The sequence below is a fragment of the Nocardia sp. NPDC060259 genome (assembly GCF_042728775.1).
In the GTDB taxonomy this organism is placed as follows: Bacteria; Actinomycetota; Actinomycetes; order Mycobacteriales; family Mycobacteriaceae; genus Nocardia.
Genome location: NZ_JBHXAY010000052.1, coordinates 24,353 through 45,941 on the forward strand (window position 1 = coordinate 24,353; position 21,589 = coordinate 45,941).

Consider the following 21,589-nt stretch of genomic DNA (forward strand, 5'->3'; position numbering starts at 1 on the left):
CCTCACCGGTATCGTCGAAGGGTCACACAAACGAGCCCGGCGCGAGTGTGGCCGGGCGGTGCGAGAACGGGGGCACGGGATGAGTGACATCGACCGTGGCGATCTGCTGCCACCGAGCAGGCATGGAACCACCTGGCGCGAATCGGAATACCGGATACTGGCCGACGACTTGCGGGCCGGGGCCGATCTGGCGCGCACCGCGCGGACGGTGGGACGCACCGAATCCGCGGTGCGCGCCGCCCTCCGCAATTTCGTGCCACCGGAGGAACGGGTGTCGACGGCCGAGCGCGAACGATGGATTCGCGGACGCCTGGTCGCCGAACCGGAATGGGATTGGTGGGCGGTGGTGGTCGACCACCACCTCCGCCACCGCAGCGGACTGTGGTTCACCCGGCACGAGCACTGCGCCCGGATCGGCTGGCGCAGGCGAACCCCGATGACGGCGCTGGCCCAGGAACTGGGCACCTCGGAGCTGTCGGTCGCCGAGCTGCTGCGCGCGCTCGGGCTGGTCGAGAGCATCGAGGAAGCCGCCGATCAGCTGGGCGCGACACCGGGACTGGCACTGGCCAAACGGGTCTCGGCCCGCCGTGACGACGCGGTCGGCGCCCGCTGGATCCTGGTGATCGACGGCGCGGCGGGTACAACGCGATCGCGCAATGCCCCGGTCCGCCGTCAGGTCTCGCTGCACGAGACCCGCGCGGCCGCCGAGGCGGAACGCGACCGGGTGCTGGCCTGGCACGCCCGGGTCGGTGCGGGCGAACCGGAATCGCCGGTGTGGTGGACCATCGCCGAACGTAGCCTCGGCGCGACCACCGGGCACACCCGCTGCGGCACCTTCGACCCCACCGCCGCGTTCGGTGGCCCGGTCCGCGCCGAGGCGCTCACGGTGGGCGACGTCATCCGGGTCGCCGTCCCCGACGGCGGCTTCCTGCAGGACCGGATCACCGCGATCGTGCAGGCGGGTGCGGGCGCCCCGATCGTCGTCGACCTGGCGCCGGTGGCGAATTCGCGGGTGCGTCGCGTCGTGGAGTTCGCCCCGGGCGAGGTCGTCGACGTGGTGCGCGGACTGGAGGAACGCGCCAGCTGACCGCTCAGTGCTGAGGTGATCCGCGCAGTACCGCGCGGATCACCTCGGTGCGCAGCGGATAGTCGAACTCGCCCTCGGCGGTCTCCGGTGTCGCGCGCAGGTAGTCCCTGATCCGGCCGAGCAGGGCGGCGCGCTGATCCGGGCCGATTACCACGGTGTGGGAGTAGGTGCCGATCGTCTGGACCAGCGAATCCGCGGTCCGCCGGTGCGTGTGCGGGAACCCTGCCTGCTCGAACGACGTGAACAGCGCATGCTCGGGAAGCGCGTCGTCCGCCGCGGGCAGCGGGAACGACGCGTCCGGTCGTACGGTGCGCTGGAGCCCAGCCACCCACGCGACACGGTTGTCCTCGTTGTTCCAGAACGCGGCGAACACTCCACCGGGCCGCAACACCCGGGCGATCTCGGGGAACGCGCGCGCCTGGTCGAACCAGTGGAACGCCTGCCCGGCCAGCACGGCATCGACCGACCCGTCCGGCAGCGGAATCTCCTCTGCCGTCCCGGACAGCCCGGTCATCGACGGGTACCGGAGGACGAGCTCGGCGCGCATCGCCTCGTCGGGTTCGACGGCGATTACCTCGGCGCCGACCGCCAGGAGTCCGTCGGTGAGCTTGCCGGTACCGGCGCCCAGATCCAGCACGGCGGGAACGTCTTTCGCGCCGAGCGGCGCCAGCGCCCACCTGATGCCCGCCGCCGCATAGTCAGGCCGATGCTCGGCATAGACGGCCGCTTGCGGCCCGAACGAACTCGCCCGTCGCGCGCGAAGAGCAGCCTGATCGGTCGAATCCCCAGTTCCCCGCACGCCTCGACGATACCGGCACCTTCAGCTCGCGGCGACGCGATCCGTGCCGAGCAAAGCAACGCGACAACAGGCAGCCGCGTTCCGATCGCCCGGTGCAGTCGGCCTACCTGCCACCTGTTCCGGCGCGAGTTCGCGACGGTGCGGGCGCTGTCGAATGCGCTTGCGTATCAGGGTGATTCGTCTCAGTCTGTCGGGGGCTCGGGGCTGGTCGGTGTCTGCGCGCCCGGCATCGTGACCGCTGCGGCGAACAGCGCGACCGCCATGACGAGCAGGGTGGCGAACACCAGGTGGATGGCGTGGGCGAGCTCGCCGGGATCCGGCCGGTCGACGCCGCCGACCTGGGCATTGACGATCGCGCCGAACATCGCGACGCCGACCGCGCTGCCGATGGACCGGGCGAACATGGTCGCCGAGGTCACCACGCCACGCTCCGACCACGCCGCACTGGTCTGTGCCGCGATCAGGGTGGGATTGGCGACCAGGCCCATGCCCGCGCCGATGAGGAAGCAGGTCCCGGCGATCTGCCACGGGCCCGCCTGCGCGCCGATCGGCAGCAGGGCGGCACAGCCGACGACCGCGATCGCGCTGCCGATCAGCGCGGTCGTGCGAAAGCCGAACCGCAGATACAGCGTGCCCGCCTGGGAGGCGGTGATCGGCCAGCCGATCGTCAGCGCGCCGACGGTCAGCCCGGCGACCGTCGCGCTGGTGCCGAGGACACCCTGGGCGAAAGTCGGCACATAGGAGGTGAGGCCGAGGACGACCGCGCCGATGAGCATCGACACCGCGCTCGCCGCGACGACCACCCGGCGGGTGAAGATCCACAGCGGCAGAATCGGATTCGCGGCCCGGCGCTCGGCGAACCCGAACACGATCAGCACGACCACGCTGCCCGCCAACAGGCCAAGGCTCATGGGGGAGTTCCATGCCCAGGACTGGCCGCCTTCGAGCAGCGCGAGGATCAATGCGCCCGCACCGAGAGTGAGCAGCGCCGCGCCGAGATAGTCGACCGACTGGCGCGGACCGCGCGGTGCGGTCTCGGTGAAGTTGCGCAGGAGCATGATTGCGGCGATCGAGGCCAACGGCAGATTCACCAGGAAGATCCAGCGCCAGCTCGCGAAATCGGCGAACGCGCCACCGAGCAGCGGGCCGAGCACCGCGGACCCGGCCCACACACCGGCCAGATAGCCCTGCACCTTCGCGCGCTCGGGCAGGGTGTAGAGGTCGCTGGCGATGACCATCGTCATCGGCTGCACCGCACCCGCGCCGATGCCCTGGATCGCCCGGAACACGATCAGCGCCACCATGTTCGTCGCCAGCCCGCACAGCAGCGAGCCGAGCGCGAACACCGCGATCCCGAACAGGATCACCGGTTTCCGGCCGACCGTGTCGGCGATCTTGCCGTAGATCGGCACCGTCACGGCCTGGGTGAGCAGATAGATCGAGAACAACCACGGGAACAGCGCGAAACCGCCGAGGTCGGTGGTGATGGTCAGCACGCCGGTCGCGATGATCGTCGAATCGAGCGCGATCAGACTCGTCGACATCATCAGCGAGGCCAGAATCGCGCCGCGTTCGGAACGCAGCCCGACCGCGGGACGTGCGGTATCGGTCGCCACCGCCGCTCCCTTCCTGAAGTTGATCGTCACTCCGCCGCGGCGGCGAAGGTGGCCGCGATATCGGCGGCGGTCACCTTGGCGAGTTCGACGAAGAACGGCACCCGCTCATCGATCATGAGCGTGAGCGGACCGCGCAGGCCGAGAGCGAAACGGCAGCGGCCCTGCGGGTCGAGGATCGGCAGGCCGATGGTGCGGTATCCGGGATCGAGTTCGCGATCGTTGAACGCGTAGCCCCGCGCCCGCGTCGCGACCAGTTCCGCGCGCAACTCCGCGGCGCTCGACACCGACCGTTCGGTGCCTTCTTCGTAAGGGAGGGAACGCAGTTCGTCATCGGTGACGTCGGACCAGGCCAGCAGCGCCTTGCCGAGCGCGCTCGCGTGCAGCGGCAGTCGCACGCCCTGCAGTTCGTGGCCGTCGCTCTCGCGCCACCGGCTGGTGCCGAGCAGCACGGCGTGGATGCCGTGGCGGGTGGCCACCGAGCCGGTGGCTCCGGTGGTCGCCGCGAGCTGTTCGAGGTAGGGCTCGGCGAGGTAGATCTTGTGCTGGCGGTAGGCGATCTGCCCGTATTCGGCCAGGGCGCCGCCCATCCGGTAGCGGCTCGACTCGGCGTCCTTCTCGAGGAAACCAGCCTGGACGAGAGCGCTCAGCAGACGGTGGGTGGTGCTGACCGCCAGACCCTGCGCGCGCGCGACCTCCGAGACACCCCGTTCCTCGCCGCCGCGAAAGCAATCGAGTACCGACAGGGCCCGGGACACGGTCTGCACGCTCGAGGTCTCCACGTAGCCGACGGTAACACAGGCATTCGGCGGAAATCGTCACGAGGTTTCCGATATACGGAATGAAATCCCGCGTCGCTCCCCGTGATTCGCCATAGATCGCCCGATCGCGCCCTGTCAAGCTTTCCGATCCATGGAAAGGCATACCTCGTTCGGCGCCATCGTCGCTCCTACGCTGCGAAGGCATCACCCGCCCTTCCCCGAACAGGAGCCCCGATGTCCCGCAGGCTGCCGGCCTTCTCGCGGATCGCCCTCGCGATCGCCCCCGTCGTCGCCCTCGTCGCGGCGTGTGGCTCCGGCTCCACGCCCGAGCAGGGTGCCCAGGCCTCGTTCGTGCTCAAGGTGACCGACCCGGGCAATACCGGACCGCTCGCGGTCGGCAAGCGCGACGGCACCTTCGACGCGGCGCTGGCTCCGCTCGGCGCGAAGATCCAATGGGTCAGCACCACACCCGGTTTCAGCTCCAACCTCAAGCTGTTCAACACCAAGGAGCTCGATGTCTCGGGCGCCGCGTTCAGTCCCGTCGTCGGTGCGCTGTCCAAGGACGTCGGCGTGAAGATCGTCGCCGTGGCCGATCCGGCAGGCCAGGACCAGAGCGGGATCGTGGTCACCCCCGAGTCCGGGGTGACCTCGGTGGCGGGGCTGGTTGGCAAGCGCATCGCGGTGAATCCCGCGGGTAAGGGCGAGTACATCACCCTGAAAGCGCTGGCGCAGGCGGGTATTCCGGCCGACAAGGTAACCAGGGTGCCTTTGCAGCAGAAGGACGCCGCCTCGGCGTTCGCCACCGGCAAGGTCGACGCCTGGGCCTCGTTCCTGGTGCCGTATCAGGAAGCCAAGGCGGCGGGGGCGCGCGAGATCGCCACCGAGAAGTCGATCGGCTCCAACGACAACACCGTGGTCGTGTTCCGTACCGAGGTTCTCGAACAGCGCCCGGATGTCGCCGCGAAGTATCTGGAAGTGCTGCAAGGACTTACGGCGAAGCAGAAGGCCGCGCCGGTCGATTTCGAGAACGTCTTCGAGAAGACCGGGCCGCGCGCGCTCACCGGTGATCGCCTCGCCGATGCCGTCCGGGTCGGTGGTGAGGTCACCGTGCCGCGCCTGCCCGCCGACTCCGACGCCGCCGACCTCGCCGATGTCGTGAACACCTTCGCCGACAACGGCGTCATCACCCGCCGGATCACCGCCGCCGACATCTTCTACGACCTGCGGTCCAAGCTCAGCCCGGAGCAGCTGGCCGCGCTGAAGGAAAACTGACATGACCACCCTCGAACTGGCTCCGCCGCGGGCCCGGGTGACCGGTCAGCGGCCCCGGTGGCTCTCGCTGGGCCTGCGGGCCGCGCTCCCCGCCGCCATCGTGCTGGCCTGGTGGGCGGGGTCGGCGAGCGGCGTGATCTCGCAGCGCGTGATCGCGGGCCCCGGTGCCGTCTGGTCGGCGTTCCTGGAACTGCTCGACAGCGGTCAGCTGGTCGATTTCGCCCTCGCCTCGTTCGGACGGGCCGCCGCCGGCGTCGCGATCGGCGTCTCCGTCGGGCTGGTGCTCGGCCTGCTGTCGGGCCTGTCGAGCCTGGGCGAGGAACTGGTCGACTCGACGATGCAGATCGTGCGCGCCGTGCCGTTCCTCGCGCTGGTGCCGCTGTTCATCTCCTGGTTCGGCATCGACGAGCTGTACAAGGTGCTGCTGATCGCGGTGGCGACCACCGCGCCCATGTACGCCTACACCTATCTCGGGGTGCGCAACGTCGACCGCAAGGTGGTCGAGGCGGCCCGCAGTTTCGGGCTCACCGGCACCCGGCTCGTCGCCGAGGTGATCGTGCCCGCGGCGCTGCCCGGCATCCTGATGGCGCTGCGGGTGTGCCTGTCGATCAGCATCACCGGCCTGATCGCCGCCGAACAGGTGGGCACCCAGCAGGGCGTCGGCTATCTGGTGACGCTGGCCCAGGAATACAACCGCACCGACTACATGGTGCTGTGCGTGGTGCTCTACGCGCTGCTCGGTCTGGTGTTCGACGCACTCGTGCGGCTCGCGGAACGCTACGCGATGCCATGGCGAAAGCAGGTGGCGATCCGATGACCACGACAACAGCCGCGCCCGTACGGCAGGCGGCACCGGTGGCGGTCTCGATCACCGGACTGCGAAAAGCTTTCGGCGACAAGACCGTTCTCGACGGCGTCGATCTGACCATCCGCCGCGGCGAGTTCGTGGTGCTGCTCGGTCCGAGCGGTACCGGCAAGACCACGCTGCTGCGCCTGCTCACCGGCCTCGAGGTGCCCGATGCCGGTGAAGTGCTGGTACCGGCCCGCCGCACGACCGTCTACCAGGAGCCCCGGCTGATCCCGTCCAAGCGGGTGCTGGCCAATGTGATCGTCGGCCTGCGCCGCACCAAGACGCAGCGGGAAGCCGGTCTGCGGGCGCTGAGTGAAGTGCACCTCGACGGCAAGGCCGGGCAGTGGCCCGCCACCCTGTCCGGTGGTGAGGCCCAGCGCGCCGCCCTGGCCAGGGCACTGGTCAGGGAACCGGAACTGCTGCTGCTCGACGAGCCGTTCGCGGCGCTGGACGCACTGACCCGGCTCCAGATGCAGGACTTGGTCGGCGATCTCGTCGCCCGGCACCGGCCCGCCGTCCTCATGGTCACCCACGATGTCGACGAGGCGATCCGGCTCGCCGACCGGGTGATCATCCTCGACCACGGCCGCTTCGCCGTCGACGAGGTCATCGACCTGCCCCGGCCGCGCGATCACGCGGCACCCGAAACCCTCGGTTACCGAACGCAATTCCTCGCCCAGCTCGGCGTCGGACCACACACCAGGAGCCTGTCATGACCGAAACCCTGTGGTACACCCGCTGCCCCGTGCCGACCGCGAGCGGCCTCGCGCACAGCCTCGGCTGGCTCGGCGAGACCGCGGCGAACGCGGGCCTCGAGTTCGGCGTCCTGCAGGACGCGGGCCCCGAACTCGCGGGCCACCACTTCCTGCACGACCTGTCCGGCCTGATCCGCGAGGGCGGCAATGTGCCCGCGCTGGCAGCCCGCGCGCAGGGGTCGCCGACCCGGCTGATCGGCCTCACCTGGATCGACGAGTCGCAGGCGATCCTGGTCGGCCCCGACTCGCCGGTCGCCGACGCCGCCGGTCTGGCCGGGCTGCGGATCGGCGTGCCCGCCTGGGCGCAGGATCGGGCCCGCAGCTTCCCGCGGGCGATGGCGCTGCACGGCTTCGCCAATGCGCTGCGCCCGGCCGGGCTGACTCTCGCCGATGTCCGGGTCACCGAACTCGAGGTCGAGCGGGATCCGCAGGTACGCACCGAGATCCAGACGGCGCGACGGTCCACCACCTGGGGTGTGGAGGAGTTGCTGGCGGGCACGGTCGACGCCATCTACGTCAAGGGTGCGCGCGCCCAAGAGGTGGCGAAGGAGAACGGCTTGCGTGTCGCGGTCGACCTGGACGCCTCGGCCACCAAGCGCCTGCGCGTGAACAACGGCACCCCGCGTCCGATCACCGTGCACGCGGATCTGCTGGAATCGCGACCCGAGGTGGTCGTCGGTTTCCTCGCGCAGAGCCTGCGTGCCGCCGACTGGGCCGCCGGTGACCTCGACGGCGTTCGCGCGGTGCTGCAACGCGAAACACTGTCCGGCCCCGAGGGCGTCGTCGCCGCCTACGGCGCGGAGTTCCATCGCGGTCTGCACCCGTCGCTGACCGAGGAACGCGTCGAACTACTCGGCGTACAGAAGCAGTTCCTCTACGCGCACGGCTTCCTGGCCGCGGACTTCGATCTCGAATCCTGGGTCGCCCCTGAGCCGTTGGCTCGCGCGCAGGAACTCGTCGCCGCCGAGCGGGTGCCCGCATGACCGAGTTCCTCTGGAAACTGCCCAGCCGCGGTGACGGCAGGCGCGCCCGGCCCGAACTCCGCGGACGTGGCGGCTTCGGCCCGCAGGCGCCGCGCACCGAGGCCACCGATGTGCGGCCCGGCCGATTCGGCCCGTTCGACGATCTCGCCCAGATCGTCGGCGCGGCAGAACTGAACGGCTTCGACGGCGTGCTCGCACCGTACGACCCGCACGGCGAAGAATCCTGGATCGTCGCGGCCGCCGCCCTGCGCACCACCCGGTACGCGCAGGTCACCGTCGAATTCCAGCCCGCGTTCGGGACACCGGTGTACGCGGCGAAGATCTCGGCCACCCTGCAGCGGCATTCGGCCGGTCGGCTGAACTGGCGACTCGCCGTCGACACCGATGCCGAGGAGGCCCGTGCTCGCGGCGACCTCGTCGACGGCGCCGAACGCTACCGGCGCGCCGCCGAATTCCTCACCGTCGCACGGGGTGTCTGGAACGAAACCGAGGTCGGTGCGGCCGGATTCGCGGGCACCGGATTCGAGTATGCCGGGCAGTACTACGACGTCATCGACGGCGGCTTCCGTGGCATCCTGTCCGGTCTGCCCTTCCCGGCGGTCCACCTGAGTGGCACCTCGGAAGCGGCACTCGACCTGTCCGCCGCGCACGGCGACGTCCACGTCTTCGCCGAGGAGCCGGACGGAATCTCGCGTGCCGCAGCCGAACTGGGGGAGCGGGCCGCCGCGGCGGGCCGCCGGGTGCGCGTCGCGCTCGACCTGCCGGTCATCGCCAGGGAGACCGAGGACGAGGCATGGGCCAGGGTCCACCGACAGTGGGACGAGCTGGGTCGCACTGATTCCGCAGCCGAGCACGCCCTCGGCGACGGCCGCTGGGCGGGCTTCGACGCGCTCGGCTACGACCAGCGCATCGGCCTGGTCGGCAGCTACGAGCAGGTGGCCCGCCAGCTCGCGGTCTACGAGATCGCCGGCGTGCAGACCTTCGTGCTCTCCGGCCACCCGCACATCGAGGAGATCCACCGCGCGGGCGAACACCTGCTGTTCCTCGCCGACCCGGCAGGCCGCACCCTCACCACCGCGCAGGAGCTCACCGCATGACCATCGACGTCTACTGGCGCATCGGCATGGAAGGCGACCACGCCTCCCTGCGCACCCCGCGCCGCTACAACCGCGGCAATGCGGGCGGCTACGGTCCCGGCAATATCGCGCCCGCCATTCGTGGTGGCGCACTGGACGAGTACAGCTACCTCGACCATGTCGCCGCGGTCGCCAAGGCCTCCGAATCGGCGGGCTTCCTCGGCGGCCTGCTCCCGTCGTTCCCGGTGACCGACGACCCGTGGGCCGTCGCCGCCGCGCTGGCCGCCGAGACCACCACCTACCGCTTCATGGTCGCCTTCCAGCCCGGCTTCCTGCACCCGGTGCAGGCGGCCAGGATGTCGGCGAGCCTGCAGCGCGCCACCGGCGGCAGGCTGGTCTACAACATCATCAGCGGTGGCGGGGGACCTGCCCAATTGTGGTGGGGCGACAAGGTTTCCCACGACGACCGCTATGCCCGCACCAGCGAATTCCTCGACGTCCTGCGTGGTGTATGGGACGGCGAACCGTTCGACCACGACGGCCGCTTCTTCCGCACCGAAGGCGCGGCGCTGCCGCCCGGCTTGGCCGGTCAGCCCTTCCCCGAGGTGTACTTCTCGGGGTCCTCCGGTGCCGCGGTGGCCGCGGCGGGCCGCCACGCCGACTACTACCTGTCCTGGCTCGAACCGTTCGCGGATCTGCGCGCGAAGTTCGACGGTGTCCGCCGCAATGCCGAAAGCATCGGCCGCACACCGAAGTTCGCGGTGCGCATCGACATCGTCGCCCGGCACACCGAGGAAGCGGCCTGGGCCGAGATCGAGAAGGGCTGGGCCTTCGTCGACCGCGACGCCGCCAACCGGGCCGCCAAGGGCGACTCGGTAGGCGCCGCCAGGATCACCGGCTGGGTGCCCGAAACCATCACCGGCTATCGCGATCTGGAGGTCCAGCCCAATGTCTGGTGCGGGTTCAGCCTGATCCGTGGCGGCCCCGCCTTCGGCCTCGTCGGCAGCTACGAGCAGGTCGCGCAGCGGCTCGACGAACTGATCGACCTCGGCGTCGACGCCTTCATCCTCGCGGGCAACCCGCACCTGGAAGAGGCCTACCGGGTCGGCGAGGAAGTGCTGCCCCTGCTCGGCCGATCCCGGCTCACCACCCCGTCCACCGACACCGTCCTCGCGACGGCCCGATAACCGCAGGAGTTCGACAATGACCACCACCGAAACCCGTCTGCCGGAGGCCGTCACGGCCTTCGTCGAGGCGGCGACCCGCGACGCCGAGACCGCGTTCCGGGTGTTCCGCGAGACCGGCACCGTCACCGGCAACGGCACCGTCAACTTCGTCGAACGAGTGCCCGGCGAGGAGATCGCCGTCGCCCTCAACGAGCCGGGCCCGTGGGCCGCCGAGCGCACCGTCGAACCCGTCGTCGCCACCTTCGACGGAGAAGTGCTGTCCGGCAAGGGATCCGCCGGTTTCGTCACCGGCTACGCCAAGGTGTTCCGCGCGCATCCGGAGATCACCTCCGTCGTGCACATCCACACTCCGTGGCTGGGTGGCTGGGCGCAGACCCACCGCACCCTCCCGATCCGCTATGCCGCCTCGCAGCGCCTGACCCTGTCCCGGGAGATCCCGCCGCACATCGACCGCACCATCGGCGCGGGCGATTTCATCCTGAGCAAGCTCGAGACCGACCCGCACCTGGTCGCGATCTTCGAGGCCAACGGCGGCGCCAATGTGCTCGGCCGGGCCGGTCTGCTGGAGCTGGCGAAGTTCGTCGTCCTGCTCGAGGAGGGCGCGCAGTATCAGGCGATTGCCGAAACTCTCGGCGGCTCGGCCGAATTCGATCCATCCAACCTCGCGGTGCAGTGGAGCCGCAGCGGCCTGGCCGACGAGGCCCGCCGCCTCGGCCTGATCGGCGACGCGCGATGAGCCTGCGCGTCGGGTACTTCCCGCACAACAACTCGCTGTTCGTGCTGCGCCACCGCGGCATCCTCGAGCGGCTGCTGCCCGACGTCGAATGGGTCGACCTGCGCGCGCTGCCGCAGGCCGAGCGCGTCGACCCGAAAACCGCTCTGCCCGGCGAGCATTCGGACTGGCTGTTCACCGACGGCGGTTACGACATCATCGGCACCGGCTTCACCCCGCCGCTGACCGCACTGGCCAACCAGCGCGACATCGTCTACCTCGGCATCTCCGGCCCGCGGGTGGAGAACGGCAGGCTGGTGGCCACTGCCGCGAGCGGCATCACCTCCGCCGCCGACCTGCAAGGCAAGCGCGTCGGCATCGCGCACGGCTCGTGGCAGACCACGCTGCTGCTGTTCGCGCTCGACCAGGTGGGGCTGACCTGGTCCGATGTCGAACCGGTCGACGTCGACGTGCGCGGTGGCGGCGCCGCCCTGCTGGCTGGTGAACTCGACGCCTGGATCGGCACCTACCCCGGCTTGCGGGAGGTCGAGGCAGCGACCGAGCTGACCACGCTGGTCGACACCGCCTCGGTATTCAGCCACCCGTCGCTGTGGTTCACCCGTCGCGACCTCGCCGAAGGCCACCGCGCGGTGGTCGAGGCGGTACTGGCCGCCCTGCAGGAGTCCGACGCGTGGATCGCCGCCAACCCGCGCGCGGCGGCGCAGTACTTCGTCGACGACGCCGAGTCCCGCGGCGTACCCGCCGATCTGGACGCCTGGGAAGCCGCGCTGCGCGGTCGTCCGTTCGGCGTGCACCCGGTGAGCGAGGAATTCCTCGACGAACAGCAGCGTGCCGCCGACCTGCTCGCCGCCAACGGCCTGCTGCCGCGCACCGTCGACGTGCGGTCCGCGGTCCTGCCGTGGATCGGGTCGGCCGTCCCCGGGAACGCCGCCGTCTGAGCGCGCGCGGGCGTTGCCCCGGTACCGAATCGGTACCGGGGCAACGCGCGTCATCGGTTCCGTCCCGAGCCGGCGACCCACACGGGCCCGGTGAGCAGCCAGATCACGGTGATCACGCCCAGACTGCCGAACACGCCCATGAGCTGTTCGCGCTGCTCGGCGTCGGCCACCGTGTAGCTCAGCAGGAGGGTGAGCAGGCCGGCGATGGCGGCCGCGCCGAGCCAGCGCGCGAAGTCGGCCCACTCCTTGCGGGCTCGTTCCGGACCGTCCTTGGGTACCTTCACCGGCGCGGGTCCGCCCGCGAAGCGATAGGCGAACCGCGCGTCGAGCCACTCGATCATCCGATGCCCGAACATCACCGTGCAGCCCAGGTAGATTCCGGCCAGGCGGTGCGCGAAACTCACCTCCCCGCCCCGGTGCAGATCGATGGCCACCGCGATTACCAGGACCACATCCAGCACCGGAACCAGAGCCAGCGTCACCAGGCCGGCGCGCCGTAGCCGCGCCACGTAGCGCAACAGCAACCCGCCCACCACCAGCACCCAGAAACCGACCTCGCACGCGGCGATCGTCAGCAATACGGGGTTGTTCAGTTCGTCCATTTCCCTACTGTGCCGGGCGCACCGGTGCGCGGTCGTCCCGCTGACGGCGCGTGGGTGGTCCGTCTTTCGGGGGACCCGGGGCGCGGCCGCGGTGTGCTGAAATGGGGCATGCCCCCGTCCCGCACGCCCCTGGACCGGCTCGCGGACGCCTTCGACAGCGCGACCTCGGCCGCGGTCGGCGTATTCCTGGTCGGGTTGTTGCTGTGGGCCGCGGGCGGCTGGTCGATCGTCATCGACCGCGATCTGTATCCGTCGCCGGTGAAACTGGCGCTGCTGTGCGCGGCATTCGCGATCCAGCTGACCGCGCAACGCAGGCCCGCCCTCGCCTTCGGGCTGATGGTCGCCCTGCTGGCCGGTGACTTCGTGCTCGGACCGTCGCTGCCCCTGTGGATCGCCATGACCGACGTGATCTTCCTGGCCGTCAGCACCGGATCCGACCGGCTCGGCGTGGTGGTCGGCTGGTTCGCGGTCGTGGTGACCGCGGGCGGTGCACTGCTGGCGATGGCGGTTTTCGGGCTCAGCGCGGCGCTGTACGTCGGCCTGATCGGCGTCGCGCTCACCTGGTCACCGCTGGGCTACGCACGGGCCGTGCGCGCCTCTCGCCGGATGGTCGGCGTGGAACGCAACGCGGCCCGCGCCGAACTCGCGGCCCGCGACGCCGAGCGCTCCGCCGCCCTCGGCGACGAACGCCGACGGGTGGCCAGGGATCTGCACGACACGGTGGCCGGTCACCTGTCCGCCGTCGCCATCCTCGCGGAGGTGGCGCAGAAGAACCCCGGCGACACCGCCGTCCTGCACTCGATCCGTGCGGGCAGCCTGGCCGCGCTCGACGAGATGCGGGCGACGATCGACCTGCTCACCGCGCCCGGCGACACCGCCGTCACCGCCCGGCTCTCCTCCCTGGACGGGCTGATCGACGCCGCCCACGCCGCGGGCGGCGCGGTGACCCTGCGACGGCAGGACGGCTTGGCACTGCCCACCGCCGTCGAGGCGGTGATCACCCGCATCCTCGGCGAGACGATCGCGAACGCGACCAAGCACGCACCGGGTGCGCCACTGGCGATCGACGTGCGCCGCGACGCCACCCGGGTGGTGGTGACCGCCTCGAATCCGATCGAGCCAGGACGACCGGAAGGCCAGGGAAACGGACTGCGCAACATGATCTTTCGCGCCGAATCGATGGACGGCACGCTCACCGCGGGCGCCGAAGACGGCAGCTGGTGCGTGCGGGCGCGGATTCCGCTGGGGGACCGATGACGGTGACAGTCGTGGTGGCCGACGATCACGCCACCATCCGGGCGGGTATCACCATGCTGCTCGAATCATCCGGGCGGATCCGGGTCGTCGGCGAGGCGGGCGACGGTGTCGCCGCGCTCCGGCAAACCCGTGCGCTGCGTCCCGACGTGGTGCTCATGGACGTGCGGATGCCGCGCGTCGACGGGCTGGAGGCCACCGCCGCGGTGGTCGCCGAAACGACCGCGAAGGTGTTGGTACTCACCACCTTCGCCATCGACGACTACGTCCTCGGCGCGCTCGCCGCCGGCGCGAGCGGCTTCCTGCTCAAATCCGTCGGTGGCGACGAGCTGGTTCGCGCCGTGCTGGCCGTGGCCGACGGTGACGCGGTGCTCGACCCGAAGGTGACTCGCGCGGTGATCGCCGCGCTGCCCAAGGCGACGGCTCTCGCCCCGCCACCCGATCTGTCCGCCCTCACCGACCGCGAACGGCAGGTGCTCGCGGGTCTGGGCGCCGGGCTGTCCAACCAGCAGATCGGCACCCGCCTGCACATCGGCGAAGCCACGGTGAAGACCCACGTCTCCCGGGTGCTGACCAAGCTCGGCGTGCAGTCGCGCGTGCAAGCGGCGGTGATCGCCACCCAGGTGGGTCTCGAACTGCACTGACCGCTCGACGACGATGCCCCGCGACCGGTGTCGGTCACGGGGCATCGTCATCGCGGGGCACAGATCAGTGTGCGGGGTGCGGGTCCGACCGATCGCGACGGATCCGGCGAGATTCAAGCCAATAGGTCAGGAAAACGGTGGCGTAAGAGGTCACCACTACTGCTGCGGTCACCAGAAGAAACGCGAAGATCAACGGAATCAGTAAAGCCATTTGCCCCTCCTCGCGGTACGGTATATGCGGCGCGCTGCGCGCGCTCAGCGATGAAGGTGGTGATCAGCGCCTCGTCGCGCCGATTCTGGATTAGCCCCGCGCTTTCGATAGTAGGGGCAGGGCGCGACGGCGGCACGGCCCGACGGGTGTGACGGCGGTCATGTTCGTCGCGGAGTGTCGGGTACGCCATCGAAGCGGCCTGAGGTTGAATGTTCAATAGATCTGGGTTCTACCGCGTCACGAGTTCTCGACATCGGCTTCACCACGAACATCCGACGAAGGAGCACGATCGTGAGCATGATCCTGGCTGTGTTGGACGGCGCCGTTCTCGCGCAGGTAGGCAATCCCACACCGGAAGCCCCGCCGATGGCGGAGAAGGTCTTGCAGTTGGGCCGGTATTTCACCTGGATGATCCTGCTGTCCGGCGTTACCGCCATCACCTACGGCGGCGGACGATTCGCGTGGGAGAAGTGGAACGGCGGCGGTCTGCAGTCGCCGAAGATGATCGCCAGTGCCATGGCGGGCGGCGCCGTGGCGACCAGTGCGGGCACGATCATGAACGCGGTGATCGGAGCCTGACCTTCCGTCCCGTGGCCTAAGGCCTCGACTAGGGTCGAGGCGTGCGTATCTTTCTCGCAGGCGCCACGGGTGTCATCGGAACGCGATTGCTGCCGCTGCTGATCGGCGCGGGCCACGAGGTAGCAGGCCTGACGCGCTCCCCGGCCAAGGCGGCAGCGATCCGCGTCACCGGCGCACACCCGATCGTGCACGACGTCTACGACGCGCCCGGCCTCGCCGCCGCCGTCACCGACTTCGCACCCGACCTGGTGATGCACCAGCTCACCGACCTCCCCGACGACGTCGCCGATCTGGCGACCTCCGGAGAGGCGAACGCGCGCATCCGCACCGAAGGTACGGCGAATCTGCTCGCCGCCGCGGCCGCGGCAGGCGCGAAACGCATTCTCGCCCAGAGCATTGCCTGGCAGCCGCCCGCGGGCCGCGGCGCCGTGATCGCCGCGCACGAGGCCGCGGTGCTCGACGCGGGCGGCGTCGTCGTGCGCTACGGCCAGTTCTACGGCCCCGGAACCTATTACGAGTCCACCCTGCCGGAACACCCGCGTATCCATGTCGACTCGGCCGCCGCCCGCACGATGGACCTGCTCGACGCACCGACCGGAACCGTGGTCGTCGTCGATCCCGCGTAGTTCTCGGCGTCGATAGCGGCCGCCTCGCGGTCGCCTTGTATTCGATAGACACTATCTATCATGGTGACCATGGAGCTGCGTCATATCCGGTACCTGCTCGCCGTCGCCGACCACGGGAACTTCACCAGGGCCGCCGAGGCGCTGCACATCTCCCAGCCGACACTGTCGCAGCAGATCAAACAGCTCGAGCGGCTGCTGGGCGTGCAGTTGCTCGACCGCTCCGGGCGAACGGTGCGCCTCACCGATGCAGGCCAGGTGTACGCCGAGCACGCGCGCAATGCGTTGCGCGACCTCGAGGCAGGCGAACGTGCCGTCCACGATGTGCAGGATCTGACCAGAGGACATCTGCGCGTGGCGATGACGCCGACGATCACCGCCTACCTCATCGGCCCGCTGATGGACCGGTTCCACCGGGCGCACCCGAATGTCACCGTCGCGGTCACCGAGACCACCCAGGACCGGCTCGAAGAGGACCTGCTCGCCGACGCCCTCGATCTGGGTATCGCGTTCAGCGGCAGCCACACCGCGGGTATCGACTGCACCGCTCTGTTCACCGAGGACCTGAGCCTGGTGGTCGGCGCCGACCACGCCCTGGCCACGCACGCGGGGCCGTTGCCGATCGGGGATCTCGCCGTCGAGCCCCTGGCGCTGCTCAGCCGCGACTTCGCGACCCGTGCCCACATCGACGACTACCTCGCCGACTGCGGTGTCGCGCCGCGCATCGCGATCGAAGCGAACTCGATCAGCGCGCTCGTCGAATTCACGCGCCGGGGCACGCTCGGCACCGTCCTGCCCGATGCGATCGCCCGCGCGCACCCCGACCTGCGCCCGGTCGCGCTCGAACCAGCGCTGCCGACCCGCACAGTGGAACTGCTGCGCCGCGGCACCGCCTATCACTCGGCCGCCGCGCGCGCCTTCGCCGCGATCGCCAGGGACGCGGCGGGCGAGTTCGCGCCATAGATGGCGACAATCGAAACTGTTGGAACAACGTATTGGACGCTATAGCTCCTGACGGGCAGGCTGGATCTCGAACAGCAACACCGAGCCGGCACCCACCGAAGGGAGCGATCCATGACCGACCTCGCGAGCGGCGTCACGCACTTCCAGCACGACGTCTACCCCGGCAAGGCAGCGCTTTTCGCCGAACTGGCGACGACCCACACACCCCACACGCTGTTCATCAGCTGCTCCGACGCCCGCGTCGTCCCGGAGCTGATCACCAGCAGTGAGCCGGGCGAGCTCTTCGTGATCCGCACCGCGGGCAACCTGGTGCCCGCCTATGCGCCCGGTGGCGACGGCATCGCCGCCAGTATCGAATACGCCGTCGCGGTGCTCGGCGTCTCGCGAGTCGTCGTCTGTGGTCATTCCGGCTGCGGCGCGATGACCGCGGTCGCCGAGCGCCACGATCTCAGCGCGATGCCGGCGATCGCGCAGTGGCTGCGGCACGCCGATGCCGCCGCCGCCCGGGTCGGCTCCGCGACAGCCGATCCCGTGTCGACGCTCGTGCACGCCAATGTTGTTGCGCAGCTGTCGAATCTGGCCACCCACCCGTCCGTTGCCCGCGCGCTGGCCGACGGCGCCCTCGTTGCCGAGGGCTGGGTGTTCGACATCGGCACCGGCACGGTGGCCGTGGTCGACGGCACCCACTCCGCGTCCACGCCTGCCGCCTGAAATCCCCGAAGAAAGGAAACCCCATCATGGTGCACGCACAATTCGACCCCTCCGCCCGTCAGTCCGTGGCCGTCACCGCGGTCGCCGCGAAGACGGCGAAAGACCTGACCTGGCAGGAGATCGCCGACGCCGCGGGCCTGTCGGTCGCCTTCGTCACCGCCGCCGTTCTCGGTCAGCACGCCCTGCCGGAGCGGTCCGCGGTGGCCGTCGCCGAGCTGCTCGGCCTCGACAGCGAGGCGGCGACCCTGCTGCAGACCATCCCCACCCGCGGCTCGATCCCCGGTGGCATCCCGACCGATCCGACGATCTACCGCTTCTACGAAATGCTGCAGGTCTACGGCACCACCCTCAAGGCGCTGGTGCACGAGCAGTTCGGCGACGGCATCATCAGCGCGATCAACTTCACGCTCGACGTGCGCAAGGTCGCCGACCCCGAGGGCGGCGAACGCGCCGTCATCACCCTCGACGGCAAGTACCTGCCCACCAAGCCGTTCTGAGGATCATCATGGACTTCGCACAGCACACGATCGAACTGGCCCGTCGCAATGTCGAGGACGGTGGGCGTCCCTTCGCGACCGTCATCGTCAAGGACGGGCAGATCCTGGCCGAGAGCCCGAACCTGGTCGCCCAGACCAGCGATCCCACCGCGCACGCGGAGATCCTCGCCATCCGGCAGGCCTGCACCGCGCTCGGCACCGAACACCTGGTCGGCGCCACCATCTACATCCTCGCGCTGCCCTGTCCCATGTGTCTGGGCGCGCTGTACTACTGCTCTCCGGACGAGGTCGTCTTCCTGACGACCCGTGATGCCTACGCACCGCACTACGTCGACGACCGGAAGTACTTCGAGCTCGCCACCTTCTACGACGAGATCGCCATGCCGTGGGACCAGCGCCGCCTGCCCATGCGCCATGAATCGCGCGCCGACGCCGTCGACGTCTATCGCCGCTGGCAGGAGCGCAACGGCGGCGACCGCCGGGCCGCCGGTGCCCCGACCGCGGACTGATCAGCGGCCGGAACGGACCTCGCGGGCCGCGCGCCGCTTCAGCTGCACCGATCGCAGCAGGAACACCGGGGAGGGCGGCAGCCAGCCGAGTTGCCTGGCCATACCGAGGTCGTCGCGGTTGGCCCAATGCTCGAAGATCTTGCCGTCGCGCATGCGGAACCAGTGCGATTCGGTCATCGCGAATGTCTTGCCGGTGGCCGGGAAGGCATTGTCCACCGCGCCGTCTTCGGTGTAGAAGACCAGCGGGCCGATCTGGCGGCCGTGCATCGTCGCGTACACGGTCACCAGGTCGTTCTCGACGGCTGTGGCGTGGATGTCGTAGGACATGTCGGTGAAGGCGCCGCGCAGCCACTCGGCCAGCGCGTGGATCGCCTCGGGGCCGTTTCCGCGTGCCCATGGCGGCGCCGCCTTGCGCTCCCTGGTGAAACCGTCGGGATGGGTGACCTCGGCGAGGTCGGTGACACTGCCGTCGACCATGAGATGGATGCCGCGAATCGCCACGGACTTCAGGTCGTCGGCCACGACCCTGGGGCTGATGGTGTTCATGATGACGCTCCGTCTGTGATAGAACTCCAATTGAGTAAAGTGGAACTGTATCTAAAATTATTGGACCGGTGATGACCGAAGTCAAGAGGCGGTATGACGCGTCAGGGCGGCGTGCGCAGGCCAGGGCGCGCCGCCACGCGATGGTGGTCGCGGCCCAGGAATTGTTCGAGAGCGACGGGTTCCGGCCGACGACGATCGCGGCGGTCGCCGAGCGCGCCGGCGTGTCGGCGGAGAGCGTGTACAAGGCGTTCGGCACCAAGGCGGCGCTGGCCAAGGCCGTGTTCGATGTCGTGATCGCGGGCGACGACGAAGACGTCCCCGTCTATCAACGGCCCGAGCAGCAGGCGATGCTCGCCGAACCGGACGTGCGCCGCAAGATCGAGATGTTCGTCCACGGCCTGGCTCAGCGGCAGGCGCGATCGGCCAAGGTGCAGTTCCTGATTCGCGACGGTCGCCACGTCGACGATTCGCTCACCCCGGTGTGGGACAAGCTGGCCGAGGAGGGCCTGGCCGGGATGACCATGCTGGGGCGGCACCTGCTCGAGACAGGGCAGCTCCGGGCAGGGATCGACCTCGACGAGGTTCGCGACGTCCTGTGGAACTACCTCGCCATCGACACCTACGAGCGGCTCGTGCTGGCCAGGGGCTGGTCGGTGGACCGCTACGCGAGCTGGGTCGCGCGCGCGATCATCGCCGCGATCACCTGAGGCTCAGCCACTCCGGTGCACGGTCGAGCCGCGGCAGGGTGTCGGACACCTGCGCCACCAGCTGCCAGGGGCGGTTGAGGTCGGTGCCTGCTTTGCCACTGGTGAGGATCGCGCCCGCGAGCCCGCGTTCGGGGTCGGCCCAGCCGTACTGCGTCGTCAATCCACTACGGCCGAAATGGAATCGGGTATCGCGGCCGAACTTCGACCGGCGCCCACCCAGCTCGAATCCCGCGCGGCTGACCCGGCCCGCCGCACCCGGTATGCGGTCGGCCGGGCGGATCGCATCGACCAGCGTGGTGGGTTCGATGATCCGGATGCCGTCGAGTTCGCCACCCCGCGTGAGGATTTCGTAGAAGCGCGAGAGCTCGTAGGCGGTGGTCACCAGGTTGCCGGAGGGGAGCTCGGCGGTGAGGAACGCGTCGTTGTCGGACTTGGACGCCTTGTCCATCCGCCCGCCGAGCGCCTTGCGCGCCAGGAACAGCGACAGCCTCGACGGCGGCGGACCGGTCTTCACACTCGGCACGACCTTGCCGATATCCGCGGGGTCGACCCCGAAGTTGTTCCAGCGGAACCCGAACGGAACCAGCACCTGCTCGGCGAGATGCTCCCGCATCCGCTTACCGGTGGCGCGCTGCACCAGCAGGCGCTGGATCAGCCCGCTGGTCAGTGCGTGGTAGACACGGAACCGGCCCGGCGGCCAGCTCGGCACGAGATCGGCGAGCGCCGACACGGCCAGTTCCTCGTCGGGCACCACATCACTGCCCTTGTACGGCGGCGTGATGAACGGGACGCCCGCCGAATGCGACAGCACGTGACCGATGGTGATCCGGTCCTTGCGATGCGACGCGAACTCCGGAATGTATTCGCACACAGGGTCGTCGAGTGCGAACGCGCCCTGCTCGACGAGCATGGACATCACCGTGGCGGCGACACCCTTCGCGGTCGAGAACCCACAGAACGGGGTGTCCGGTGTGGCCAGGATCTTCTCGGCGTCAGGAGAATCCCTCGGCGCGTTGCCCCACCCGTGGCCGATGGTCCGGTTCAGCACGATCTTGCCATTGCGGCGCAGGCACACCTGGATCGCGGGTGTCGTCCCCATCGCGTACCAGTCGCGCACCGAGGACCACAGCCGCGCGACCGCCTCGGCGGACGTCCCCGCCTCGGCGGGATCGTCCTCGTGCCCGACCGTCGTCACCGTATCCAGGTCCTCGGCGATCGTCACCAATGTGCCGGAGAGTGCGCTCATGCGACCCAGCCTATCGACGCCGCGGATCACCGACCCTGTGGTGTGGGCACCTCGGCCCCGTGACCTCGGCAGATGGCGGTGAGATCGCATCGATGGGAACGGCAAGTGGACCGCATCCCGGTCCGGTCGACATCTGTTCCGGCACCGTCGGTGGAGCGGCATCGTGCACTGCCGCGAAACCGCGCTCTACTGGCGTTATCGGGTCGAGGCAGCCTGGCGCAGACGAGCCGCGCGCTCCCAGCGCAGTGGGGTCGACCGCATCCTGAGCGGCCGGGCCCACCTCACCCAGCGCTGGTAGACCTATCCCGCCCGTCGCCGCGCGACCAGCGATGTCCGCCCGGTGCCGGAGGTGAGATGTCCCTCTGAGTGGGGACCGTGGCGCCGCGGGGGGGGGGGCCCGGGCCCCAGCGGGGGCGGGGACGCGGGTGGGTAGGTGAGCACCG

26 protein-coding genes are annotated in these 21,589 nt (G+C 69.8%); 19 read left to right on the forward strand and 7 right to left on the reverse strand.

Features of this window, described 5'->3' with window-relative positions:
* The first annotated feature begins 79 nt into the window (after positions 1-79).
* Positions 80-1,087 carry a hypothetical protein gene (locus tag ACFWF2_RS19625; protein WP_379308858.1) on the forward strand — a complete coding sequence of 336 codons (1,008 nt, stop codon included), beginning with the start codon at positions 80-82 and terminating at the stop codon, positions 1,085-1,087.
* 4 nt (positions 1,088-1,091) lie between these two features.
* On the opposite strand, the gene ACFWF2_RS19630 is transcribed toward ACFWF2_RS19625, so the two are convergent.
* From ACFWF2_RS19630 to ACFWF2_RS19640, 3 genes are all read right to left on the reverse strand, one after another.
* On the reverse strand, positions 1,092-1,886 hold the full coding sequence (locus tag ACFWF2_RS19630) for a class I SAM-dependent methyltransferase (protein ID WP_379308859.1): 795 nt from the start codon (positions 1,884-1,886) through the stop codon (positions 1,092-1,094).
* 182 nt (positions 1,887-2,068) lie between these two features.
* Entirely contained in the window at positions 2,069-3,502 is a 1,434-nt protein-coding gene (locus tag ACFWF2_RS19635) for an MDR family MFS transporter (protein WP_379308860.1), read from the reverse strand.
* 26 nt (positions 3,503-3,528) lie between these two features.
* Positions 3,529-4,281 carry an IclR family transcriptional regulator gene (locus ACFWF2_RS19640; protein ID WP_379308861.1) on the reverse strand — a complete coding sequence of 251 codons (753 nt, stop codon included), beginning with the start codon at positions 4,279-4,281 and terminating at the stop codon, positions 3,529-3,531.
* A 213-nt stretch (positions 4,282-4,494) separates the two neighbouring features.
* On the opposite strand from ACFWF2_RS19640, the gene ACFWF2_RS19645 reads away from it, so the two are divergent.
* From ACFWF2_RS19645 to ACFWF2_RS19680, 8 genes are read left to right on the forward strand one after another with little or no spacing between them, the layout of a single operon-like run.
* Positions 4,495-5,532, forward strand: coding sequence for an NrtA/SsuA/CpmA family ABC transporter substrate-binding protein (locus ACFWF2_RS19645; protein ID WP_379308862.1), 1,038 nt, complete (start codon positions 4,495-4,497; stop codon positions 5,530-5,532).
* Between the two features lies 1 nt (position 5,533).
* Positions 5,534-6,349 carry an ABC transporter permease gene (locus ACFWF2_RS19650; RefSeq protein WP_379308863.1) on the forward strand — a complete coding sequence of 272 codons (816 nt, stop codon included), beginning with the start codon at positions 5,534-5,536 and terminating at the stop codon, positions 6,347-6,349.
* Positions 6,346-7,098, forward strand: a complete 753-nt coding sequence (locus ACFWF2_RS19655) for an ABC transporter ATP-binding protein (protein ID WP_379308864.1) — start codon at positions 6,346-6,348, stop codon at positions 7,096-7,098. The genes ACFWF2_RS19650 and ACFWF2_RS19655 overlap by 4 nt, the downstream gene beginning before the upstream one ends.
* The gene (locus ACFWF2_RS19660) at positions 7,095-8,120 is read left to right on the forward strand and encodes an ABC transporter substrate-binding protein (RefSeq protein WP_379308865.1); all 1,026 of its coding nucleotides are present in this window, start codon (positions 7,095-7,097) and stop codon (positions 8,118-8,120) included. Before ACFWF2_RS19655 ends, ACFWF2_RS19660 begins: the two co-directional genes overlap by 4 nt.
* A complete protein-coding gene (locus ACFWF2_RS19665; RefSeq protein ID WP_379308866.1) occupies positions 8,117-9,217 on the forward strand; it encodes an LLM class flavin-dependent oxidoreductase in 1,101 nt (366 codons plus the stop codon). Before ACFWF2_RS19660 ends, ACFWF2_RS19665 begins: the two co-directional genes overlap by 4 nt.
* On the forward strand, positions 9,214-10,383 hold the full coding sequence (locus ACFWF2_RS19670) for an LLM class flavin-dependent oxidoreductase (RefSeq protein WP_379308867.1): 1,170 nt from the start codon (positions 9,214-9,216) through the stop codon (positions 10,381-10,383). Before ACFWF2_RS19665 ends, ACFWF2_RS19670 begins: the two co-directional genes overlap by 4 nt.
* 16 nt (positions 10,384-10,399) lie before the next feature.
* Complete coding sequence (locus ACFWF2_RS19675) at positions 10,400-11,119, forward strand: class II aldolase/adducin family protein (protein WP_379308868.1); 720 nt, start codon at positions 10,400-10,402, stop codon at positions 11,117-11,119.
* Entirely contained in the window at positions 11,116-12,054 is a 939-nt protein-coding gene (locus ACFWF2_RS19680) for an ABC transporter substrate-binding protein (RefSeq protein ID WP_379308869.1), read from the forward strand. Before ACFWF2_RS19675 ends, ACFWF2_RS19680 begins: the two co-directional genes overlap by 4 nt.
* Before the next feature lie 50 nt (positions 12,055-12,104).
* Here the strand turns inward: ACFWF2_RS19680 and ACFWF2_RS19685 are convergent, their stop codons facing one another.
* On the reverse strand, positions 12,105-12,656 hold the full coding sequence (locus ACFWF2_RS19685; protein ID WP_379308870.1) for a hypothetical protein: 552 nt from the start codon (positions 12,654-12,656) through the stop codon (positions 12,105-12,107).
* Between the two features lie 108 nt (positions 12,657-12,764).
* Between ACFWF2_RS19685 and ACFWF2_RS19690 the strand changes: the two genes are divergently transcribed.
* Together ACFWF2_RS19690 and ACFWF2_RS19695 are read left to right on the forward strand one after the other, a co-directional pair.
* Complete coding sequence (locus tag ACFWF2_RS19690; RefSeq protein WP_379308871.1) at positions 12,765-13,913, forward strand: sensor histidine kinase; 1,149 nt, start codon at positions 12,765-12,767, stop codon at positions 13,911-13,913.
* Positions 13,910-14,554, forward strand: a complete 645-nt coding sequence (locus ACFWF2_RS19695; protein WP_379308872.1) for a response regulator — start codon at positions 13,910-13,912, stop codon at positions 14,552-14,554. The genes ACFWF2_RS19690 and ACFWF2_RS19695 overlap by 4 nt, the downstream gene beginning before the upstream one ends.
* A 64-nt stretch (positions 14,555-14,618) precedes the next feature.
* On the opposite strand, the gene ACFWF2_RS19700 is transcribed toward ACFWF2_RS19695, so the two are convergent.
* A complete protein-coding gene (locus tag ACFWF2_RS19700; RefSeq protein ID WP_379308873.1) occupies positions 14,619-14,765 on the reverse strand; it encodes a hypothetical protein in 147 nt (48 codons plus the stop codon).
* Between the two features lie 297 nt (positions 14,766-15,062).
* Between ACFWF2_RS19700 and ACFWF2_RS19705 the strand changes: the two genes are divergently transcribed.
* The 6 genes from ACFWF2_RS19705 to ACFWF2_RS19730 all read left to right on the forward strand — a co-directional run bounded on the left by ACFWF2_RS19705 (position 15,063) and on the right by ACFWF2_RS19730 (position 18,647).
* Complete coding sequence (locus ACFWF2_RS19705) at positions 15,063-15,344, forward strand: hypothetical protein (RefSeq protein ID WP_189033525.1); 282 nt, start codon at positions 15,063-15,065, stop codon at positions 15,342-15,344.
* 41 nt (positions 15,345-15,385) lie between these two features.
* Positions 15,386-15,970 carry an NAD-dependent epimerase/dehydratase family protein gene (locus ACFWF2_RS19710; protein WP_379308874.1) on the forward strand — a complete coding sequence of 195 codons (585 nt, stop codon included), beginning with the start codon at positions 15,386-15,388 and terminating at the stop codon, positions 15,968-15,970.
* Positions 15,971-16,039: 69 nt separating this feature from the next.
* The gene (gene cynR, locus ACFWF2_RS19715) at positions 16,040-16,930 is read left to right on the forward strand and encodes a transcriptional regulator CynR (protein WP_379308875.1); all 891 of its coding nucleotides are present in this window, start codon (positions 16,040-16,042) and stop codon (positions 16,928-16,930) included.
* Between the two features lie 111 nt (positions 16,931-17,041).
* Positions 17,042-17,641 carry a carbonic anhydrase gene (locus tag ACFWF2_RS19720; protein WP_379308876.1) on the forward strand — a complete coding sequence of 200 codons (600 nt, stop codon included), beginning with the start codon at positions 17,042-17,044 and terminating at the stop codon, positions 17,639-17,641.
* Positions 17,642-17,667: 26 nt separating this feature from the next.
* Positions 17,668-18,138, forward strand: a complete 471-nt coding sequence (gene cynS, locus ACFWF2_RS19725; RefSeq protein ID WP_379308877.1) for a cyanase — start codon at positions 17,668-17,670, stop codon at positions 18,136-18,138.
* Between the two features lie 8 nt (positions 18,139-18,146).
* A complete protein-coding gene (locus ACFWF2_RS19730; protein ID WP_379308878.1) occupies positions 18,147-18,647 on the forward strand; it encodes a nucleoside deaminase in 501 nt (166 codons plus the stop codon).
* On the opposite strand, the gene ACFWF2_RS19735 is transcribed toward ACFWF2_RS19730, so the two are convergent.
* A complete protein-coding gene (locus ACFWF2_RS19735; protein ID WP_379308879.1) occupies positions 18,648-19,193 on the reverse strand; it encodes an ester cyclase in 546 nt (181 codons plus the stop codon).
* A 71-nt stretch (positions 19,194-19,264) separates the two neighbouring features.
* Between ACFWF2_RS19735 and ACFWF2_RS19740 the strand changes: the two genes are divergently transcribed.
* Complete coding sequence (locus tag ACFWF2_RS19740; RefSeq protein ID WP_379308880.1) at positions 19,265-19,900, forward strand: TetR/AcrR family transcriptional regulator; 636 nt, start codon at positions 19,265-19,267, stop codon at positions 19,898-19,900.
* Here the strand turns inward: ACFWF2_RS19740 and ACFWF2_RS19745 are convergent.
* The gene (locus tag ACFWF2_RS19745; protein WP_379308881.1) at positions 19,893-21,146 is read right to left on the reverse strand and encodes a serine hydrolase; all 1,254 of its coding nucleotides are present in this window, start codon (positions 21,144-21,146) and stop codon (positions 19,893-19,895) included. The genes ACFWF2_RS19740 and ACFWF2_RS19745 overlap by 8 nt on opposite strands.
* A 163-nt stretch (positions 21,147-21,309) precedes the next feature.
* Here ACFWF2_RS19745 and ACFWF2_RS19750 point away from each other — a divergent pair, with 163 nt between their 5' ends.
* A complete protein-coding gene (locus ACFWF2_RS19750) occupies positions 21,310-21,444 on the forward strand; it encodes a hypothetical protein (RefSeq protein WP_379308882.1) in 135 nt (44 codons plus the stop codon).
* Positions 21,445-21,589 lie beyond the last annotated feature (145 nt).

Coding starts and splice junctions, on each gene's coding strand:
- cynS (WP_379308877.1), top strand. CDS start 17,668: ATGGTGCACGCACAATTCGACCCCTCCGCCCGTCAGTCCGTGGCCGTC.
- ACFWF2_RS19665 (WP_379308866.1), top strand. CDS start 8,117: ATGACCGAGTTCCTCTGGAAACTGCCCAGCCGCGGTGACGGCAGGCGC.
- ACFWF2_RS19650 (WP_379308863.1), top strand. CDS start 5,534: ATGACCACCCTCGAACTGGCTCCGCCGCGGGCCCGGGTGACCGGTCAG.
- ACFWF2_RS19700 (WP_379308873.1), bottom strand. CDS start 14,765: ATGGCTTTACTGATTCCGTTGATCTTCGCGTTTCTTCTGGTGACCGCA.
- ACFWF2_RS19705 (WP_189033525.1), top strand. CDS start 15,063: ATGATCCTGGCTGTGTTGGACGGCGCCGTTCTCGCGCAGGTAGGCAAT.
- ACFWF2_RS19695 (WP_379308872.1), top strand. CDS start 13,910: ATGACGGTGACAGTCGTGGTGGCCGACGATCACGCCACCATCCGGGCG.
- ACFWF2_RS19675 (WP_379308868.1), top strand. CDS start 10,400: ATGACCACCACCGAAACCCGTCTGCCGGAGGCCGTCACGGCCTTCGTC.
- ACFWF2_RS19680 (WP_379308869.1), top strand. CDS start 11,116: ATGAGCCTGCGCGTCGGGTACTTCCCGCACAACAACTCGCTGTTCGTG.
- ACFWF2_RS19735 (WP_379308879.1), bottom strand. CDS start 19,193: ATGAACACCATCAGCCCCAGGGTCGTGGCCGACGACCTGAAGTCCGTG.
- ACFWF2_RS19690 (WP_379308871.1), top strand. CDS start 12,765: ATGCCCCCGTCCCGCACGCCCCTGGACCGGCTCGCGGACGCCTTCGAC.
- ACFWF2_RS19660 (WP_379308865.1), top strand. CDS start 7,095: ATGACCGAAACCCTGTGGTACACCCGCTGCCCCGTGCCGACCGCGAGC.
- ACFWF2_RS19645 (WP_379308862.1), top strand. CDS start 4,495: ATGTCCCGCAGGCTGCCGGCCTTCTCGCGGATCGCCCTCGCGATCGCC.
- ACFWF2_RS19740 (WP_379308880.1), top strand. CDS start 19,265: ATGACCGAAGTCAAGAGGCGGTATGACGCGTCAGGGCGGCGTGCGCAG.
- ACFWF2_RS19685 (WP_379308870.1), bottom strand. CDS start 12,656: ATGGACGAACTGAACAACCCCGTATTGCTGACGATCGCCGCGTGCGAG.
- cynR (WP_379308875.1), top strand. CDS start 16,040: ATGGAGCTGCGTCATATCCGGTACCTGCTCGCCGTCGCCGACCACGGG.
- ACFWF2_RS19625 (WP_379308858.1), top strand. CDS start 80: ATGAGTGACATCGACCGTGGCGATCTGCTGCCACCGAGCAGGCATGGA.
- ACFWF2_RS19720 (WP_379308876.1), top strand. CDS start 17,042: ATGACCGACCTCGCGAGCGGCGTCACGCACTTCCAGCACGACGTCTAC.
- ACFWF2_RS19730 (WP_379308878.1), top strand. CDS start 18,147: ATGGACTTCGCACAGCACACGATCGAACTGGCCCGTCGCAATGTCGAG.
- ACFWF2_RS19745 (WP_379308881.1), bottom strand. CDS start 21,146: ATGAGCGCACTCTCCGGCACATTGGTGACGATCGCCGAGGACCTGGAT.
- ACFWF2_RS19655 (WP_379308864.1), top strand. CDS start 6,346: ATGACCACGACAACAGCCGCGCCCGTACGGCAGGCGGCACCGGTGGCG.
- ACFWF2_RS19670 (WP_379308867.1), top strand. CDS start 9,214: ATGACCATCGACGTCTACTGGCGCATCGGCATGGAAGGCGACCACGCC.